The following is a 16,698-nucleotide window of genomic DNA, read 5'->3' as shown; positions in this document are numbered from 1 at the left end:
GTCATGACTTATTGAGCCGTTTTATGGATATTAAGCAACTGATCTACCTGTGTAATCTCGAACGCGAGCGCCACTTCGGCCGTGCGGCAGAGGCCAGCTTTGTCAGTCAGCCGACATTGTCTATGCGGCTGAAAAATTTGGAAAAAGAGCTGGGCGTATCCTTAATCAACCGCGGTAACAACTTCGAAGGTTTTACTGCCGAAGGCGAGCGGGTGCTGTCGTGGGCGCGTGAGATCGTGTCGGTTTATCAGGGGCTGAAGCTAGAGGTCGAGTCGCTTAAACACGGGCTTAACGGCACGTTGCGCATCGGAGTGGTACCGCAATGCAGCATCTCGCTGGCGCAAATGTTAAAGGACGTCAGTGAGCGTTACCCTCAGCTGGATTATCGGGTAGCGGTGCTGAGTGCCGATCAGTTGCTGGAGGCGTTGACGGCACATACCGTAGATGTCGGCATTGGTTTCTTCGAGCTTTCCACGCTGCAAGAGCTGCACTTTCAGTCCCAGCCATTGGCGGACGCCGGGGTCGAGCTGGTTTTCCACCCGCAGCATTTTCCTGAGTTGGTAGGAGATACCCCCCTGACGCTGGAGGATGTAGCCACGCAGCCACTGTGCCTGGCTGAGCCTACGCGTTACTTCCGCCGTTATCTTGATCAAAACTTCCGTGAAGCCGGACTGACGCTGCACGTTCGAATGGAAACCACCTCAATATTCCAACTGTTGCAGGGCATTTTCGTCGGTCTGGGCTGTGGGCTTTTCCCGCATGGCAACCTGTTACCGGCAATGATGCCGGAGTTGCAACACCGACCAATAGCGATTGGGGCGATGTCACGTCATGCTGCGGTCGTGGTCGCCGAGCCGGGACGCGCATCGCCGTTGGCGCAGCATTTTTTTGATGCCGCGCGAGGTTGGTTGCTGCGCTAGCGATTACGCCAGGTTTTCACTGAGAAGTTGGGTGTCGCCGAGCGTCTGACGCAGGCGGTTCTCCCAGGCATACAGCGCGCCGGTGAGGATCACGTCCAGCGCCTGCGCCTGATTTAACCCACTGTTAAACAGCGGCTGCACGCTGCGCGGCGTGAACTTTTCAGGCGTGCGGGTCAGGTCGGTTGCTACGCGGATCACAGCCTGGTTAACCGGGTCATTGGTACTCTCCAGCCCCTGTTCAATGCTATTGAACAGGGCGCCGACCAGTTCTTCCTGTTGAATATCCTGTGCGACGGTCGCTGCGCAGTAGCGGCTGCCGTTAATACGGGAAACTGCCAGCGTCGCCAGCGCTTTCAGCCGCGCCGACAGGCCATAACCGTCGGCATTGATACTGTTGAACACGCCATTGCGTTCACGCAGCGCGGGCGCATCGTGGGCCAGCAACAGATAATAGGATTCGCTGCGAGCGTCGGGATGGCTTTGATCAAGCACGTCGAGCTGTTCGGCACGGGCCTCTTCCGGCACCACCAAGGGAAGACGCGCTTGCCATGTCAGTTCTTCCTCGGTGAACACAATGCCTTCGGCGTCAGCGATGTTCGGGAAACCGGGCACCACTCCCGTTGGTCGCCCGGCCAAGGCAGCCACGCCGGCGACCACGCGTGCCTGGTAGCTAACAAAACCGATAATCTGCGAAAAGGTCACGATATCCGCCGGGCTTAACCCGACGTCGCTCAGCTGCTGCAACGCCTTGCTGCAAATCAACGTCGGTTGACTGGCGAGCTGGCGGGCATACTGGGTGATTTGGGCCAGGCGGATATTACTTTCACGGGAGGCGTCGGGGCTGTACAGGGGGGCGAGGCGGGCGGCGTAGTGGCTACAAAGAGACTGAACGCCGGTCACCTGTGCCACGGTTAATGCGGTGCTGAGGCGATCATAAGGTGACAATGTCACTGTGCGTGACAATTCGACCCGATCGGGAAACAGCACGTGATATCCGGCCAGGGAGGCGTTAAATACCCCGGCGCGTGCAGTCAGCGCGGTGTTCAGCGCTTCGTCGGCAAAAGCGCCCAGCCCCAGCAAAAATCGATCGCGGATGCCGGCCGCCTGCGGCTCCAACGGCTGCTCACCGCGTACGCTGCTTTGGGTTTCGTGATACCACTGGGCATTATGTTGTCGACGTAGTAGTTCCATAGGGGATGATCCTTAATCATGAGCAATAGCCACCGGTGCAGCAGGCAACGGCGGCAAGACAAAATGGCAACATGCCCGCAGAGGGACACGCAATGACAGGATCAGCCTTGGTCATCACAACACAGCGCGTGACCATAAACAGAGAAACCTGCGGCTAAAGCGAGTAGAAACTGCGAGAGTCGGCGATTGCGATGGCTGTTCATCAGTGCGATATCCTGTCGTTTAATAAGCTCAACGTAGGGGATATCCTCACCGATTCGATTGGCGAGATAAAATAATGTTAAGGACTAATCAATAACTGAATGGAATAAAATATAATGATATATAGCAAGATTGTAATTTGTATTTGCGGTTTTTGGCTAAGCGCTCACTGAATCGGGGCGATAAAAAACCCGCTTTAAAGCGGGTTGAGACCGTTGACGAAGTGCTCTGTGGTTTTTCTGTAGGGGCGCTGCAAGCTGCGCCCAATGGCATAATCAATGAGTTAAATCGGATCGAACATGTTCGACCCCTACAGGTATAGCCTTTCACGGATATTTGCAGTCTGAACCCGCTTTAAGGCAGGTTCTCTGTATGATTTGACGATCAGAATCTGCCGCCGTCACGTCGCCAGGCGTCTGCGGTAAGCGCCTCGCCAAAGTGGCTGGCAATCAGGCGTTTGGTCAGCTCATGCAGCGGTGAGGCCAATACCTCGGCCGTACTGCCGCGTTCGACGATTTCCCCTTCATGCATCACCATCACCTGATCGCTGATGTGTTTCATCATGCCCAGGTGTTGAGTCACATAAATGTAGGAAATGCCGTGTTTCTCCTGCAGTTCCAGCATCAGGTTGATGATTTGCGAACGCATCGACATATCCAGCGAGGCCAGCGCCTCATCGGCTACGATCACCTTCGGTTGCAGGATCAAGGCGCGGGCCAAAGCCACCCGCTGTTTCTGGCCGGACGCCAGCATATGCGGGTAATAATTGGCGTGATCCGGCAGCATCCCCACCTGACGCAGGGTTCGGTTGATTTGTTGCTCACGTTCAGGGGCGGCCATTTCGGTATTGAGCCGCAGCGGGGCGTCCAACAGCTGGCCGATACGCTGACGAGGATTGAGCGAGGTGCTCGGATCCTGAAATATCATGCGGATACGCTGGCTGCGGTAACGATAATCGCCATAGTTAAGCCGATGGTCGTCAATCAGCAGTTCTCCGGCTGAGGGCTCGACCATGCCGGACAGCATCTTGGCCAGGGTGGACTTGCCAGAGCCGTTTTCACCGATGATCGCCAGCGTTTGCCGTTCACGCAGGGTAAAGCTGACCGATTTGACCGCTTCCACATGCTGGCGGCGAAACAGCCCGGTGCGGTAACGGTAGGTTTTGCTCAGATTGCGCACTTCCAACAGCGTTTCCATGTTATTGCTCCTCCATGTTCAGCGGGAAGTGACAGGCGAACAGGTGGTTTTTCACCGGACGCAGGCGAGGTGTCTCAATGCATTTCTTCTGCGCATAGGGGCAGCGCGGCCCCAGCCGACAACCTATCGGCAAATGCTCCAGCGACGGAATGGCTCCCGGCAGGGTATTGAGGCGGCTTTTATGCGGCAATGCGCGGCCAAAGTCCGGCATTGCGCGGATCAGCGCCTGAGTATAAGGGTGGTGCGGTGCGGCCAGCAGGTCTTCGCACTGGGCGCTTTCTACCGTCTGCCCGCAGTACAACACGTTGACCCGATCGGCCCATTTGCTCATCATTTGCAGATCGTGGCTGATCAGCAAAATGGTGGTGTTGTTGTTTTGGTTCAAACGCGCCAGCAGACGGAAAATCTGCGCCTGCGTGGTCGGTTCCATGGCGTTGGTCGGTTCATCGGCGATCAGCAGGCGCGGCTGATTGGCCAGGGCGATGGCGATCATCACTTTCTGGCACTCACCGTCGGTCAGCTCATAAGGAAAGCTGCCCATGATGTCTTTGTGATCCTTGATGCCCACCCGGTGCAGCAGCTCTATGGCGCGGCGTTTGCGCCAGTTAAAGCGCTGCCACCAGCGGCCTTTGTAGGTCCAACCCGGAATGGCCTGCACCAACTGACGGCCGATGCTTTCGGAAGGATCCAGACAGGATTGCGGCTCCTGGAAAATCATCGACACGTTATGCCCGACCAGCTTGCGTCGTTCACGCGGTGTTAGCTGCAACAGGTCGATATCATCGAAACGGAAACGGTCGGCGGTGACGCGCCAGTTGTCTTTGGTGACGCCGCAGATCGCTTTGGCGATCAGGCTTTTACCGGAACCGGACTCGCCCACCAGGCCGCGGACTTCCCCCTCACTCAGGGTCATGCTGACGCGATCGACTGCCTTTACCGGGCCTTCGGCGGTCATAAATTCAATCGTCAGGTTGCGGATATCAAGTAATGGCATTATTCCACCCCCGTATTGATTGCGCGGCGCATACCGTCGCCCAACAGGTTAACCAGCAACACGCTGACCAGGATTGCCGCGCCGGGCAGCATCACCGTCCAGGGGGCGACGTACACCAGCTCCAGCGAATCGCCGAGCATAGCGCCCCATTCAGGGGACGGCAGCTGTGCGCCAAGATCGAGGAAGCCGAGGGCGGCAATGTCCAGGATCGCCATCGACAGCGCTCGGGTGAACTCCGTCACCAGCACCGCCACAATGTTGGGCATCACGGCGTACCACAGTATTTGCAAGGTTGACGCGCCATCGAGACGCACCGCCACCACATATTCTTTTTCCAACTCGTCATGCACTGCGCTGTAGATAGTGCGCACCATGCGAGGCAACAGCGCCAGCCAGACGGCCAGCATGGCGTGCTCGAGTTTTGGCCCAAGGAACGCCACAACCACGATCGCCAGCAGCAGCGAAGGGATGGAGAGCAGGGTGTCGAGAATATGATTGAGCACCGCCGAGCGCAGGCCGCGGGTTACCCCGGCAAACACCCCGAGGATCACCCCGACAAAGGCGGCGGCAACGGTAACCAGCAATGCGGAACCGAAGGTGGCGGCGGTGCCGGTCAGCAGGCGGCTGAGAATGTCGCGGCCAAGATCGTCGGTGCCCAGGAAGAAGGAAACGTTGCCGTAACGTGACCAGGAAGGCGGCAACAGTTGATAACCCAGGAACTGTTGATCGAGCGCATAAGGGGCCAGCAGGCTGCCGAACACGGAAAGCAGCAGCAGCGCTATCACGCCGTAGAAGCCGATCATCGCCAGCGCATCGCCGTAAAAAATCCGCCAGGTATACAGCAGCGGGCTCGGCATTTTCTTTTCGCGGTATACGTTATCTAAGGGCATACCATTCCTTATGTTTCAGTGGGTTGGTGGCAGCGCCTAAAATATCGGCCAGGACGTTAATGGTGATCACCAGCGTGCCGACCACCATAACGCCGGCGGAGATCGCCGCATAATCCTGCTGGCGAATGGCATTGATCATCCAACGCCCGAGCCCCGGCCAACTGAACACCACTTCGGTGATCATCGCCAGCGTCAGCATGGTGGAAAACTGCAGCCCCAGCTTGGGCACGATAGGCGGCAACGCATTGTGCAGCACGTGGCGGCGGATAATGGTGAAACGGGATAAGCCACGGGTTGCGGCGGCTTTGATGTAGTTCTGATTGAGCACGTCGTCGGTGCTGATACGCATCAAACGCACCACCTCGGTGGTTGGCGCTACCGCCAGTGCGGTAATCGGCAAAATCATATGGCGCAGCGCGCTGCCGATCATTTCCGTGCGGTAGGGTGAATCGGACAGCCAGGCGTCAATCAGGGCAAAGCCGGTGATGGGCTTGACCTGATACAGCAGATCGAAACGTCCGGAGACCGGCAGCCAGCCAAGGTGCAGTGAGAAAAACAGCATCAGCAGCAGCGCCAGCCAGAAAACCGGCATCGAAAAGCCCAACAGCGCAAAGGTGCTGATGGCGGTGTCCTGCCATTTGCCACGCATCACGCCGGCAATAATGCCCAGAGGAATGCCGATAAACAGCGCCAGAGTGAAGGCGAGCAGGCACAGCTCCATAGTGGCAGGAAACACTTCGCGCAGCTGTTCGCTGATTGCCTGGCCATTAATGCTGGAGACGCCAAAATCCCAGTGCAGCAGGCTGACAAAGTAAAACTGGTAGGCATCCAGCAGGGCAGCGCCGTTCAGCGGCGCCCGCGGTGTGAAATAGCTGAGGCTAAAGCTGACCAATGTCAGGAAGAACAAGGTGATCAGCAGCAGCAAGAAACGGCGTAAGGTAAAGATAATCACTTTTTCGGCCCCTCCGCAGACTCACGGTACACCCCGGCAAAGGACGCATTGCCGAACGGGCTCAGTACCAGTCCTTTGATGTCGTAACGATAGGCCTGCAGGCGCAATGAAGACGCCAGCGGCAACACCGGCAACTGCTGCTCAAGAATTTTCTGCGCCTTCTGATAGTTTTCGATGCGCTGCGCCAGCTGTTGTGACAGCAGGGCATTTTGCAGCACTTCGTCAAACGCCGGGTCACACCAGTGAGCATAGTTGGTTTGCGAACGGATTGCCGCGCAGCTCAGCAGCGGCCGGAAGAAGCTGTCCGGGTCGTTACTGTCGGTGGCCCAGCCGGTGAGGGTCAGATCGTGATTCATCTCCATCAGTCGCGCCTCCTGGAAACGGCCTTCGACCGGCACTATGGTCACGTTAATGCCGACCTGAGCCAAATCGGCCTGGATCAGCTCGGCGGTTTTTAACGGACTGGGGTTGTAGGATTGCGAGGCGGTCGGTACCCACAGGCGCAGGTTCAGCGACTCAATACCCGCTTGCTTGAGCATTTCGCGCGATTTGGCCGGATTGAATTCGGTAACGTGCGCTTCATTGTCGTAGGCCCAGGAGGCGCGCGGCAAGATGGAGGCGGCGGTTTCCGCGGTGCCATAGTAAATCGACTGCATCAGACGCTGGTTGTTGATCGCCAGCGAAATCGCCTGACGGACGTTCAAATCGTTCAGCGGCGGTTTGCGGGTGTTAAACGCCAGATAGGCGATGTTCATGCCTGGGCGCAGCGTCAGCCGCAGGCGCGGGTCATCGCGCAGAATTGAAAGCTGGCTGGCGGCGGGATAGGCCAGCACGTCGCACTCACCGGTCAGCAATTTCGATAGCCGTCCGGTACCGCCAGCGCCCAGATCGATCACCACCTGCGGCATACGTGGTTTACCTTTCCAGTAAACATCGTTGCGCGCCAGGCGGATATATTGCCCTGAGCGATATTCATTGAGCATGAACGGCCCGGTACCGACCGGTTCGCGGTCAATCATCTCCTGACGGCCTTCACGCGTCAGATCGTCTGCGTATTCTGCCGACAACACCGGCGCATAGTGGGTGGCAATGTGCCACAAGAATGAGGCGTCCGGCGCTTGCAGGCGGATTTCCACCGTGTACTCATCCAGCTTCTTCACGCTTTGCACCGAGTCGCCAAATTGCAAACTGTCGAAATACGGGTACTCGCCGCCGTTGACGTCATGGTAGGGGTGCTTCTGGTTAAACACGCGCTCGAAGCTGAAGACCACGTCGTCGGCATTCAGCTTGCGGGTTGGTTTGAACCAGTCGGTAGTCTGGAACGGCACGTCTTTGCGCAGGTGAAACCGGTAAGTGGCCCCGTTATCCAGCACTTCCCAGCTTTGCGCCAATTCGGGGATCAGCCGGTAGGTGTACGGATCGACGTCCAGCAAGCGGTCATAAAGCTGTGCGGCCAGGGTATCGACCGTCAGGCCGCTGCTGGCCATCTGCGGGTTGAAGGTGTTCAGTATGCCGCTGACGCAATAGACAAAGCCGCTTTGGCGGATATCCGGCAATGGCGATGCCGCGGTGGGCGCAGGGGGTGTGGAGGCCAGAGCGCTGCCGGCAAGGCAGCTCAGTGACAATATCCAAAGGGGTAAACCACGCATAGAGGCTTCATGGGTTAATAAGCAATAGCAATAGTGTATCGCACTCTGGCGAACAGCCCAATCCATTGAGCAAAATGGCTGAGTTTTCTGCTACTTGATTGAACAATTCGGCACTCCAGACAAAAAAGTCACAATTGATATGTTATAACATAACAAAATCATGTTACCGTTCCCTGGCAATGTACTGATAACAGCAAGGGGATGTATGAACAAGGTTGCACTTCCACCACACCAGCCGCTGCCGGACGCGCAGGCCTGGCAGGGCGCAATGAGTGATGTCGGGCTCGATTGGGTCGGGATGCAAGGGATAGCGTTGCCGCTGGAGTTGGCTGGAAAGCCGTTGATGGCAAAGGTCAACGCCGGGATCAACTTGCGCGCCGGCAGCCAAGGTGCGCGGGGTATACACATGTCGCGGCTGTATCTGGCGCTGGATGAGTTAACCCAGGGCGAACTGACGCCGCAACGCATTGCCGATCAACTGCACGCTTTTTTGGCATCGCAGCCGGAAAACAGCGACCGCGCCAGCCTGCACATCAGCGGTGAGCTGCTGTTGTCGCGTCCGGCGCTGCTTTCGCCACACCGGGGCTGGAAAGCCTACCCGCTGGAAATTAGTGCCTCGCTGGCAAGCACACTCATCCTGACGCTGACGGTGGGCGTGCCCTATTCGTCCACTTGTCCGAGTTCGGCGGCGCTCAGTCGTCAACTGGCGCAGCAGCAGTTTCAGTTTGATTTCGAACATTCGGCGCAAAAGGTTGACCAGCAGCAGGTCATCGACTGGCTGGGCGATCACGGTATGCCGGGGACGCCTCACAGTCAGCGTAGCTGGGCCTGGGTGACGGTGACGCTCAATGAGCGCGAAACGGCATTGCCGGTGGTCAACCTGATAGATCGCATCGAACACGCGCTGGGCACGCCGTTGCAGACGCTGGTGAAACGCAGTGACGAGCAGGCGTTTGCCCTGGCTAACGGCCAGAACCTGATGTTCTGCGAAGATGCCGCTCGACGCCTGTACCGAATGCTGCGCAGCCAGTGCAGCCACCGCGCCTTTTCACTGCGGGTCGAACATCAGGAAAGCCTGCATGCCCACAATGCCGTGGCGGAGTTGAGCTGGCGGGAGGATCAGGATGCTGCGTAAAAACCCCAGTGGACACCTGCCGCAGGTCTCACCGCAGGCCTATATCGATCCTACCGCGATAATCTGCGGCCGGGTGATTATCGAGGAGTTTGTCTACGTTGGGCCGTACGCGGTGATCCGTGCCGACGAACTCAATGCGGCCGGAGATATGGAACCGATCGTGATCGGCTCTCATTCCAATATTCAGGATGGCGTGGTGATCCACTCGAAAAGCGGCGCGGCGGTTACCATCGGCCGCTTCAGCTCCATCGCCCATCGCGCCATTGTCCATGGGCCGTGCTGCATCGAAGACCGGGTGTTTATCGGTTTCAACAGCGTGTTGTTCAACTGTCACATCGGTTCCGGCTGCGTGGTGCGCTACAACGCGGTGGTGGATGGCGTGACGTTGCCGCAGAACCTGTATATCCCGTCAACCGAGCGCGTCGGCGCCGACAGCGATCTGTCGCTTTACCGGCAGGTCGATCGCGGCACACTGCAATTTTCTGAAGAAGTCGCCGCCACCAACGTTGAACTGGTGCGCGGTTACCAGGCATTACGCAATGAGTTTTGAGTGAGGAACCCCATGAATCCATTACCCGTAACCGTGCTTTCCGGCTTTCTCGGCGCCGGTAAAACGACGGTATTGAACCATATTTTGAACAATCGCCAGGGCATGCGCGTGGCGGTTATCGTCAACGACATGAGCGAAGTCAACATTGACGCTGCGCTGGTCGAGAACGAAGTCCAGCTCGATCGTCAGCAGGAAAAACTGGTGGAAATGAGCAATGGCTGCATCTGCTGCACGCTGCGCGAAGACCTGCTGATTTCGGTACGCGAACTGGCGCAGGCCGGGCGCTTCGATTACCTGCTGATCGAATCCAGCGGCATTTCCGAACCTTTACCGGTGGCGGAAACCTTTACCTTTGAGGACGAACAGGGGGAAAGCCTGTCGCAATTTGCAAGGCTGGATACCTTGGTCACCGTGGTGGACGGGGTTAATTTTATCCAGCAGTACCAGCAGGCGCAGACGCTGCAGGAGGCCGGTCAAAGCCTGGGAGAAGACGATCTGCGCAGCGTTGCGGATCTGTTGATCGAACAGATTGAGTTCTGTGACGTGATACTGGTAAGCAAAACCGACCTGCTGACGCCAGAACAGCAGGGAGAAGTGATGGCGCTGCTGGCCAGTTTGAATCCGGATGCCCGTATTCTGCCCGTATCGCCAGGCAAATTGCCGCTGGAGGCGGTATTGAACACCAACAGTTTCAGCTTCGACAAAGCGCAGCAGGCGCCGGGCTGGTTGAAGGAGCTACGCGGCGAGCACCTGCCCGAAACCGAAAACTACGGGATCAGCAGCTTTGTTTATCAGGCGCGCCGTCCCTTTGCACCGGACAAATTCTACCGGGTGATCAACGGTGACTGGGGCGGTGGCAAGCTACTGCGTTCCAAAGGGTTCTTTTGGCTGGCGACGCGCCCGCGTCAGGCCGGGCAGTGGAGCCAGGCGGGAGGGATTGCTCATTATGGGTTGGCAGGCACCTTCTGGCGCGCCATAGCGCAAGATAGATGGCCGGAAGATGAAGAGACGAGGGCGCAGATTATGGAGAAATGGGTGGAGCCTTTCGGTGACATGCGCCAGGAGTTGGTGTTCATCGGCCAGCATCTGCAGCAGGCCAAAATAACGCGTTTGCTGGACGCTTGCCTGCTAAACGATGAGGAAATGGCCGCCGGGGTGGATTACTGGCACGAGATGGCCGACCCCTTCCCTGAGTGGTAATTGCACAATGACAGTGTGGTAATGAGAAAAATTCTCAACAAAGTGCTTTACAGATGATACTGATAACTATTATCATCGCTTGGCAGTTCACGGAAGGCCACTCCCTGTGGTTCTGCTGTGAAAGGCACGACATTGCTCACATTGCTTCCAGTGTTTTTTAAGCCAGCTCGGGTGCTGGCTTTTTTTTTGCCCGCTATTCGTCGTCCGCCTCGCCATTTTGCAGTAACGCATGTTTTTTTAGCATGCCGCGTAGCTGGTGGTAGGTCAGCCCCAGCAACTCCGCCGCTTTACGTTGGTTAAACCTTCCCTGTTGCAGTGCCGCTTCGATCAAAGACTTCTCCTGCGCCAATTGCCAGGCTTTTAAATCCAGCGGCAGTACCGGCAGGCCATCATGCGCTTCGGCCTCTACAGGCAATGGCACACTTTCCCGCTGGGCGAACGGGTTGATGACGATGTTATCCAGCGCTTCCGCGCTGGTGCCGTGGCGGTAGACCGAACGCTCCACCACGTTTTTCAATTCGCGTACGTTGCCTGGCCAGTGATAGCCGAGCAGGGTATCTCTGGCACGCTCGGTAAAGCCAGGAAACAGCGGCAACGACAGCTCACGACACATCTGGATCGCAAAGTGTTCGGCCAGCAACATGATGTCTTGCTGGCGCCGGCGCAGCGGCGGCAACTGCACCACGTCGAACGCCAGGCGGTCCAGCAGGTCGGCGCGGAATTTTCCTGCCGCCGCCAGCGCGGGCAGGTCGTCGTTGGTGGCACACACCAGCCGGACATCGACCTGCAGCGGTTGGCTACCGCCGACGCGTTCAAGATGGCCGTATTCAATCACCCGCAGCAATTTTTCCTGTACCAGCATCGGCGCGGTCGCCAGTTCATCGAGAAACAAAGTGCCGCCGTCGGCACGTTCAAAGCGACCCAGGTGGCGCTTCTGCGCACCGGTAAAAGCTCCGGCCTCGTGGCCGAACAGTTCCGAATCCAGCAGGTTCTCATTCAGGGCCGCGCAGTTAAGCGAGATAAATGGCCCTTGCCAACGGTTGGAGAGGTAATGTAAACGGTGGGCAATCAACTCCTTACCGGTTCCGCGTTCACCAATAACCAACACCGGCTTGTTCAACTTTGCCAGTTGCGAGACTTGCTCCAATACTTCGACAAAGGCGTTTGCTTCGCCCAGCAGGTTTTCTAACTGTTCGCTCATGATGAAATTCGCCAATGTTTGGTGAAAATAATCACTCTACAGGATGCGTTCAGAGAGTCAAAAATAAATAGTCTTTATTATTCAAAGAAATAAAAGTTGGCACGGGTTTTGATTAAGTCTTTGGGCAATCTGCATGATTTAACGCGGCGCTTCAGACGCCATCAGAACCAAGAGGAAGTGAATTATGGGTATTTTTTCTCGTTTTGCCGACATCGTGAACGCCAACATCAATACGCTGCTGGATAAGGCAGAAGATCCGCAAAAACTGGTGCGGTTGATGATCCAAGAGATGGAAGACACGCTGGTCGAAGTCCGTTCTACCTCAGCGCGTGCGCTGGCGGAGAAAAAGCAGCTGTTACGCCGTATCGAGCAGGGTGAAAACCAACTGAGCGACTGGCAGGACAAAGCCGAACTGGCGCTGCGTAAAGATAAAGAAGATCTGGCCCGTGCGGCGCTGATCGAAAAACAAAAAGTGGCCGACCTGATCTCTACGCTGACTCATGAAGTCTCGACCGTAGAAGAAACTCTGGCCCGCATGAAAAGCGAAATCGGCGAGCTGGAAAACAAGCTGACCGAAACACGCGCACGCCAACAAGCACTGACATTGCGTCATCAGGCGGCGTCGTCTTCCCGCGAAGTGCGTCGTCAGCTCGACAGCGGCAAACTGGATGAGGCAATGGCGCGTTTCGAGCAGTTCGAACGTCGCATTGACCATATGGAAGCCGAAGCGGAAAGCGTCAGCATCGGTAAAAAGAAGTCTCTGGATCAAGAGTTTGCCGAGCTGAAAGCCGACGACGCCATCAGCGAGCAGTTGGCGGCGCTGAAAGCGAAAATGAATCGTTCCGAGTAAGGCAATAAAGGTTTTGAAAATAAATCAGGAAAATAAATTTATTGATTTTCGGCTGATAACACAAAGGGGGAAAAACCACGCTTTTATCCCCCTTTGTCAATAACCTGAGCGGCCACGGTAGGGTGGCCGCCCACCAAAGACGCATTAAGAAGGAAAAGAAATGAGTGCTCTATTACTTGCCATTCCGTTGACAATCTTTGTGTTGTTTGTCGCACCGATTTGGCTTTGGCTGCATTACAGCAATCGGCAACAAAACGGCATTCAACTGAGCCATCAGGAAATGCAGCGTCTGGCACAGCTGGCAGAAGATGCCAAGCGTATGCGTGAACGCATTCAGGCGCTGGAAGAGATCCTCGATGCAGAACACCCGAACTGGAGACAGTCTTGATGAACAACACTCTGGGCAGTAAAAAGCTTTATCGCGTACCTGAAGAAGGGATGGTGAAGGGCGTCTGCGCCGGTCTGGCCCATTATTTCGACGTGCCGGTACGCCTGATCCGGGTGATCGTGGTGTTATCGATGTTCTTCGGGCTGTTTTTCTTCACCCTGATTGCTTATTTCGCGCTGGTGTTCGTGTTGGATGAAGCGCCGGCCAGCCGTTTTGACGGCGAACAGCAAAAAACGCCGCGTCAGTTGCTCGACCAACTTGAATATCAACTGGGCAGCGGCGAACAACAGCTGCGACAGGTTGAGCGTTACGTCACGTCGGACACTTTCGGCGTACAGAGCCGTTTCCGCAAGCTGTAACCCGCCCCGCATGCTATGGCCTGCGCCGTGCGCAGGTCAGGCATTGCACCCGTCATCATCCTTTATTGACACGAACTGTGCCGGAGGGCATTGATAATGAACAAAACCTATGCCGCAAGCGCCGCTAAAACCGGTGGATTTAAACGAGGAGCAGGTGCAATGTTGAAGACAGTGTCTAAAGTCATCATCATAGCGTTACTGAATTACGGCCCGGCAGGGGCGGCCGGCTGGCTGCTGCGGACCGTGGGTCGCAAACCGATTCGCTTTGTACTGGCGCTGGTGCTGGAACCTCTGTTCCGCAAAGGCCTGAACAAGGTGTTTGGGCGTTATACCCGTCATACTTGAAGCTGCCTCTTTGTTGGCTGCGCTTGCCCGCCCTGGTCACATAGTGCGCTATGCTTCCAGGGCTTACAAACTGGCCGCCGCGATGCAACTCCAATTATTTAGGGCCTATGCCAAGGAGAATAATGAAACGACTGCAAAATGAGTTAACGTCGCTGGTCAACCGCGGAATGGATCGCCATCTGCGCCTGGCGGTGACCGGTCTGAGCCGTAGCGGCAAAACCGCCTTTATCACCGCTTTCGTCAACCAATTGCTGCACGTTCACAGCGGTGCGCGCATGCCGCTGTTCTCGCCGGTGCGTGAAGAGCGCCTGCTGGGCGTGAAGCGTATTCCGCAGCGCGATCTCGGCATTCAACGTTTTACCTATGATGAAGGGTTGGCGCAGCTGTATGGCACACCGCCGAGCTGGCCGACCCCGACGCGTGGCGTCAGCGAAATTCGCCTGGCGCTGCGTTACCGCTCCAACGATTCGCTGCTGCGTCATTTCAAGGACACGTCGAGCCTGTACCTGGAAATCGTCGATTATCCCGGCGAGTGGTTGCTGGACCTGCCGATGCTGGAACAGGACTATCTGGCCTGGTCGCGGCAAATGGCCGGCCTGCTGCAGGGCGATCGCGCCGAGTGGGCCAAGCCTTGGCTGGCGCTGTGTAAAAGCTGCGATCCGCTGGCTCCGGCGGATGAAAACAAACTGGCGGCTATCGCCCAGGCTTACACCGACTATCTCCTGCGTTGCAAAAGTGAAGGGCTGCACTTTATTCAGCCGGGGCGCTTTGTCCTGCCGGGGGATCTGGCCGGTGCGCCGGCGTTGCAGTTTTTCCCGTGGCCGAATGTGGACGCTCAGGGGGAATCGAAGCTGGCGCAGGCGGATAAACACAGCAACATCGGCATGCTGCGTGCGCGTTTCAATTATTACTGCCAGTCGATCGTCAAAAACTTTTATAAAGAGCATTTTGTCCGTTTCGACCGCCAAATCGTGTTGGTGGACTGCTTGCAGCCGCTCAATAGCGGCCCGCAGGCGTTTAACGACATGCGCCTGGCGCTGACCCAGTTGATGCAGAGTTTCCACTATGGCAAGCGCACGCTGTTTCGCCGGTTGTTTTCGCCGACCATCGACAAGCTGATGTTCGCCGCCACCAAAGCTGACCATATTACCGCCGATCAGCACGCCAATCTGGTGTCGCTGCTGCAGCAGTTGGTGCAGGAAGCGTGGCAGAACGCCGCGTTTGAAGGCATCAGCATGGATTGCGTTGGGCTGGCCTCGGTACAGGCTACCGAGAGCGGTATCGTTGATCATCAGGGGCAGCGCATCCCGGCGTTAAAAGGCAATCGTCTGAACGACGGAGCGCCGCTGACGGTTTTCCCCGGCGAAGTGCCGGCGCGCCTGCCTGGGCCGGCGTTTTGGCAAAACCAGGGCTTCCATTTCGATGAATTTCGTCCACGCGCCATGAGCGTGGACAGCCCGTTGCCACATATTCGCCTGGACGCGGTGATGGAGTTTCTACTGGGAGATAAATTGCGATGAGCGAGCCGATAAAACCGCGTATCGATTTTGAACAACCGCTGCAACCCCCGCAGGAGCCCGTGCTGCGTGCTAACGTCGCTTTCGACGAACAGCAGGCGGAAAGCTTTTTCCCGGCGGCGCCGGAGCTGCAGCAGGAAGACGAAGAGGGGCGCGCCGAAGGCATCGTCAATGCGGCCCTGAAACCCAAACGCAGCCTGTGGCGCAAAATGGTCACTGCCGGGCTGGCGCTGTTTGGCGTCAGCGTAGTGGCGCAGGGCGTACAGTGGGTACATACCGCCTGGGTGCAGCAGGATTGGATTGCCATGGGCGGTGGCGTAGCGGGTGGCTTGATCGTTTTTGCCGGTGTGGGGTCGGTGGTGACCGAATGGCGCCGGTTATACCGTCTGCGTCAGCGTGCCGAAGAGCGAGATGTGGCTCGAGAACTACTGCACAGCCACGGTTTGGGCAAAGGGCGGGAGTTCTGCGAGAAGTTGGCGCGTCAGGCCGGTCTGGATCAAGGGCATCCGGCGTTGCAGCGCTGGCAGGCCTCGCTGCATGAAACCCAAAACGACCGTGAAGTGGTGGCGCTGTACGCCAAACTGGTGCAGCCGGTGCTGGACAACCAGGCTCGGAGTGAAATCAGCCGTTCGGCCGCGGAATCCACGTTAATGATTGCCGTCAGTCCGCTGGCGCTGGTGGATATGGCGTTTATCGCCTGGCGCAATATTCGCCTTATCAACCGCATCGCGGCGCTGTATGGCATCGAACTGGGCTACTTTAGTCGTCTGCGGCTATTCCGCCTGGTGCTGTTGAACATTGCCTTTGCCGGTGCGTCCGAACTGGTGCGCGAAGTGGGGATGGACTGGATGTCGCAAGATCTGGCGGCTCGTTTGTCTGCCCGTGCAGCACAGGGGATCGGTGCCGGTTTGCTGACCGCGCGGCTAGGCATCAAGGCGATGGAGCTGTGCCGTCCACTGCCTTGGCTGGAAGGTGAGAAACCCAAACTGGGTGATTTCCGCAGCCAATTGGTCGGCCAACTGAAAGAAACCATGAAGAAAGGCGACAGCAAAGCCAAATAATCTCCTCACGGCGTCCATTTGGGCGCCGTGCTTCCTTTCTGCCTCTGTCACGCCGTGCAAAGCCAATACGTAACCTTCACTTGACGAAAGACGATCCC

Annotated in this window: 17 protein-coding genes; 10 read left to right on the top strand and 7 right to left on the bottom strand. The window is 57.0% G+C overall.

Annotation, left to right across the window (positions count from 1 at the left end):
* The first annotated feature begins 23 nt into the window (after positions 1–23).
* A complete protein-coding gene (locus EBA31_RS13910) occupies positions 24–920 on the top strand; it encodes a LysR family transcriptional regulator (RefSeq protein WP_122079485.1) in 897 nt (298 codons plus the stop codon).
* A 3-nt stretch (positions 921–923) separates the two neighbouring features.
* On the opposite strand, the gene EBA31_RS13905 is transcribed toward EBA31_RS13910, so the two are convergent.
* From EBA31_RS13905 to sapA, 6 genes are all read right to left on the bottom strand, one after another.
* The gene (locus EBA31_RS13905) at positions 924–2,111 is read right to left on the bottom strand and encodes a peroxidase-related enzyme (protein WP_122079484.1); all 1,188 of its coding nucleotides are present in this window, start codon (positions 2,109–2,111) and stop codon (positions 924–926) included.
* A 585-nt stretch (positions 2,112–2,696) separates the two neighbouring features.
* Positions 2,697–3,509, bottom strand: coding sequence for a putrescine export ABC transporter ATP-binding protein SapF (sapF, locus tag EBA31_RS13895; RefSeq protein WP_020827108.1), 813 nt, complete (start codon positions 3,507–3,509; stop codon positions 2,697–2,699).
* Between the two features lies 1 nt (position 3,510).
* Positions 3,511–4,503: a putrescine export ABC transporter ATP-binding protein SapD gene (gene sapD, locus EBA31_RS13890; RefSeq protein WP_020827107.1), complete on the bottom strand. Its 993-nt coding sequence runs from the start codon at positions 4,501–4,503 to the stop codon at positions 3,511–3,513.
* Complete coding sequence (sapC, locus tag EBA31_RS13885; protein WP_020827106.1) at positions 4,503–5,393, bottom strand: putrescine export ABC transporter permease SapC; 891 nt, start codon at positions 5,391–5,393, stop codon at positions 4,503–4,505. The genes sapD and sapC overlap by 1 nt, the downstream gene beginning before the upstream one ends.
* Positions 5,380–6,345, bottom strand: a complete 966-nt coding sequence (gene sapB / locus EBA31_RS13880) for a putrescine export ABC transporter permease SapB (RefSeq protein ID WP_046373407.1) — start codon at positions 6,343–6,345, stop codon at positions 5,380–5,382. The genes sapC and sapB overlap by 14 nt, the downstream gene beginning before the upstream one ends.
* Complete coding sequence (sapA, locus tag EBA31_RS13875) at positions 6,342–7,994, bottom strand: ABC transporter substrate-binding protein SapA (RefSeq protein ID WP_020827104.1); 1,653 nt, start codon at positions 7,992–7,994, stop codon at positions 6,342–6,344. Before sapA ends, sapB begins: the two co-directional genes overlap by 4 nt.
* Positions 7,995–8,199: 205 nt before the next feature.
* On the opposite strand from sapA, the gene folE2 reads away from it, so the two are divergent.
* The 3 genes from folE2 to zigA are packed head-to-tail and all read left to right on the top strand — an operon-like array spanning position 8,200 to position 10,879.
* Positions 8,200–9,129 (top strand): GTP cyclohydrolase FolE2, encoded by a 930-nt coding sequence (gene folE2 / locus EBA31_RS13870; RefSeq protein WP_122079483.1) that lies wholly within the window; start codon positions 8,200–8,202, stop codon positions 9,127–9,129.
* The gene (locus EBA31_RS13865; protein WP_122079482.1) at positions 9,119–9,679 is read left to right on the top strand and encodes a carbonate dehydratase; all 561 of its coding nucleotides are present in this window, start codon (positions 9,119–9,121) and stop codon (positions 9,677–9,679) included. The genes folE2 and EBA31_RS13865 overlap by 11 nt, the downstream gene beginning before the upstream one ends.
* 12 nt (positions 9,680–9,691) lie before the next feature.
* The gene (gene zigA, locus EBA31_RS13860; RefSeq protein ID WP_122079481.1) at positions 9,692–10,879 is read left to right on the top strand and encodes a zinc metallochaperone GTPase ZigA; all 1,188 of its coding nucleotides are present in this window, start codon (positions 9,692–9,694) and stop codon (positions 10,877–10,879) included.
* Positions 10,880–11,072: 193 nt separating this feature from the next.
* Here zigA and pspF read toward each other — a convergent pair whose 3' ends face one another.
* On the bottom strand, positions 11,073–12,080 hold the full coding sequence (pspF, locus tag EBA31_RS13855; protein WP_020827100.1) for a phage shock protein operon transcriptional activator: 1,008 nt from the start codon (positions 12,078–12,080) through the stop codon (positions 11,073–11,075).
* A 184-nt stretch (positions 12,081–12,264) separates the two neighbouring features.
* On the opposite strand from pspF, the gene pspA reads away from it, so the two are divergent.
* The 6 genes from pspA (at position 12,265) to EBA31_RS13825 (ending at position 16,600) form a co-directional block, all read left to right on the top strand.
* The gene (gene pspA / locus EBA31_RS13850; RefSeq protein ID WP_020827099.1) at positions 12,265–12,930 is read left to right on the top strand and encodes a phage shock protein PspA; all 666 of its coding nucleotides are present in this window, start codon (positions 12,265–12,267) and stop codon (positions 12,928–12,930) included.
* Between the two features lie 160 nt (positions 12,931–13,090).
* On the top strand, positions 13,091–13,318 hold the full coding sequence (pspB, locus tag EBA31_RS13845; RefSeq protein WP_012145351.1) for an envelope stress response membrane protein PspB: 228 nt from the start codon (positions 13,091–13,093) through the stop codon (positions 13,316–13,318).
* Positions 13,318–13,677 carry an envelope stress response membrane protein PspC gene (pspC, locus tag EBA31_RS13840; RefSeq protein WP_020827098.1) on the top strand — a complete coding sequence of 120 codons (360 nt, stop codon included), beginning with the start codon at positions 13,318–13,320 and terminating at the stop codon, positions 13,675–13,677. The genes pspB and pspC overlap by 1 nt, the downstream gene beginning before the upstream one ends.
* A gap of 96 nt (positions 13,678–13,773) precedes the next feature.
* Positions 13,774–14,022, top strand: a complete 249-nt coding sequence (pspD, locus tag EBA31_RS13835; RefSeq protein WP_048758703.1) for a phage shock protein PspD — start codon at positions 13,774–13,776, stop codon at positions 14,020–14,022.
* A gap of 122 nt (positions 14,023–14,144) precedes the next feature.
* Positions 14,145–15,542, top strand: coding sequence for a YcjX family protein (locus tag EBA31_RS13830; RefSeq protein ID WP_122079480.1), 1,398 nt, complete (start codon positions 14,145–14,147; stop codon positions 15,540–15,542).
* Positions 15,539–16,600, top strand: coding sequence for a YcjF family protein (locus EBA31_RS13825; protein WP_122079479.1), 1,062 nt, complete (start codon positions 15,539–15,541; stop codon positions 16,598–16,600). The genes EBA31_RS13830 and EBA31_RS13825 overlap by 4 nt, the downstream gene beginning before the upstream one ends.
* The last annotated feature ends 98 nt before the right edge of the window (positions 16,601–16,698 follow it).

It is taken from the genome of Serratia sp. P2ACOL2, from assembly GCF_003691565.1.
GTDB lineage: Bacteria > Pseudomonadota > Gammaproteobacteria > Enterobacterales > Enterobacteriaceae > Serratia > Serratia liquefaciens.
The sequence above is the reverse complement of the archived record's forward strand: the minus strand, read 5'-3'. Positions and strand labels throughout refer to the sequence as shown.

Coding starts and splice junctions, on each gene's coding strand:
- EBA31_RS13910 (WP_122079485.1), top strand. CDS start 24: ATGGATATTAAGCAACTGATCTACCTGTGTAATCTCGAACGCGAGCGC.
- EBA31_RS13905 (WP_122079484.1), bottom strand. CDS start 2,111: ATGGAACTACTACGTCGACAACATAATGCCCAGTGGTATCACGAAACC.
- sapF (WP_020827108.1), bottom strand. CDS start 3,509: ATGGAAACGCTGTTGGAAGTGCGCAATCTGAGCAAAACCTACCGTTAC.
- sapD (WP_020827107.1), bottom strand. CDS start 4,503: ATGCCATTACTTGATATCCGCAACCTGACGATTGAATTTATGACCGCC.
- sapC (WP_020827106.1), bottom strand. CDS start 5,393: ATGCCCTTAGATAACGTATACCGCGAAAAGAAAATGCCGAGCCCGCTG.
- sapA (WP_020827104.1), bottom strand. CDS start 7,994: ATGCGTGGTTTACCCCTTTGGATATTGTCACTGAGCTGCCTTGCCGGC.
- folE2 (WP_122079483.1), top strand. CDS start 8,200: ATGAACAAGGTTGCACTTCCACCACACCAGCCGCTGCCGGACGCGCAG.
- EBA31_RS13865 (WP_122079482.1), top strand. CDS start 9,119: ATGCTGCGTAAAAACCCCAGTGGACACCTGCCGCAGGTCTCACCGCAG.
- zigA (WP_122079481.1), top strand. CDS start 9,692: ATGAATCCATTACCCGTAACCGTGCTTTCCGGCTTTCTCGGCGCCGGT.
- pspF (WP_020827100.1), bottom strand. CDS start 12,080: ATGAGCGAACAGTTAGAAAACCTGCTGGGCGAAGCAAACGCCTTTGTC.
- pspA (WP_020827099.1), top strand. CDS start 12,265: ATGGGTATTTTTTCTCGTTTTGCCGACATCGTGAACGCCAACATCAAT.
- pspB (WP_012145351.1), top strand. CDS start 13,091: ATGAGTGCTCTATTACTTGCCATTCCGTTGACAATCTTTGTGTTGTTT.
- pspC (WP_020827098.1), top strand. CDS start 13,318: ATGAACAACACTCTGGGCAGTAAAAAGCTTTATCGCGTACCTGAAGAA.
- pspD (WP_048758703.1), top strand. CDS start 13,774: ATGAACAAAACCTATGCCGCAAGCGCCGCTAAAACCGGTGGATTTAAA.
- EBA31_RS13830 (WP_122079480.1), top strand. CDS start 14,145: ATGAAACGACTGCAAAATGAGTTAACGTCGCTGGTCAACCGCGGAATG.
- EBA31_RS13825 (WP_122079479.1), top strand. CDS start 15,539: ATGAGCGAGCCGATAAAACCGCGTATCGATTTTGAACAACCGCTGCAA.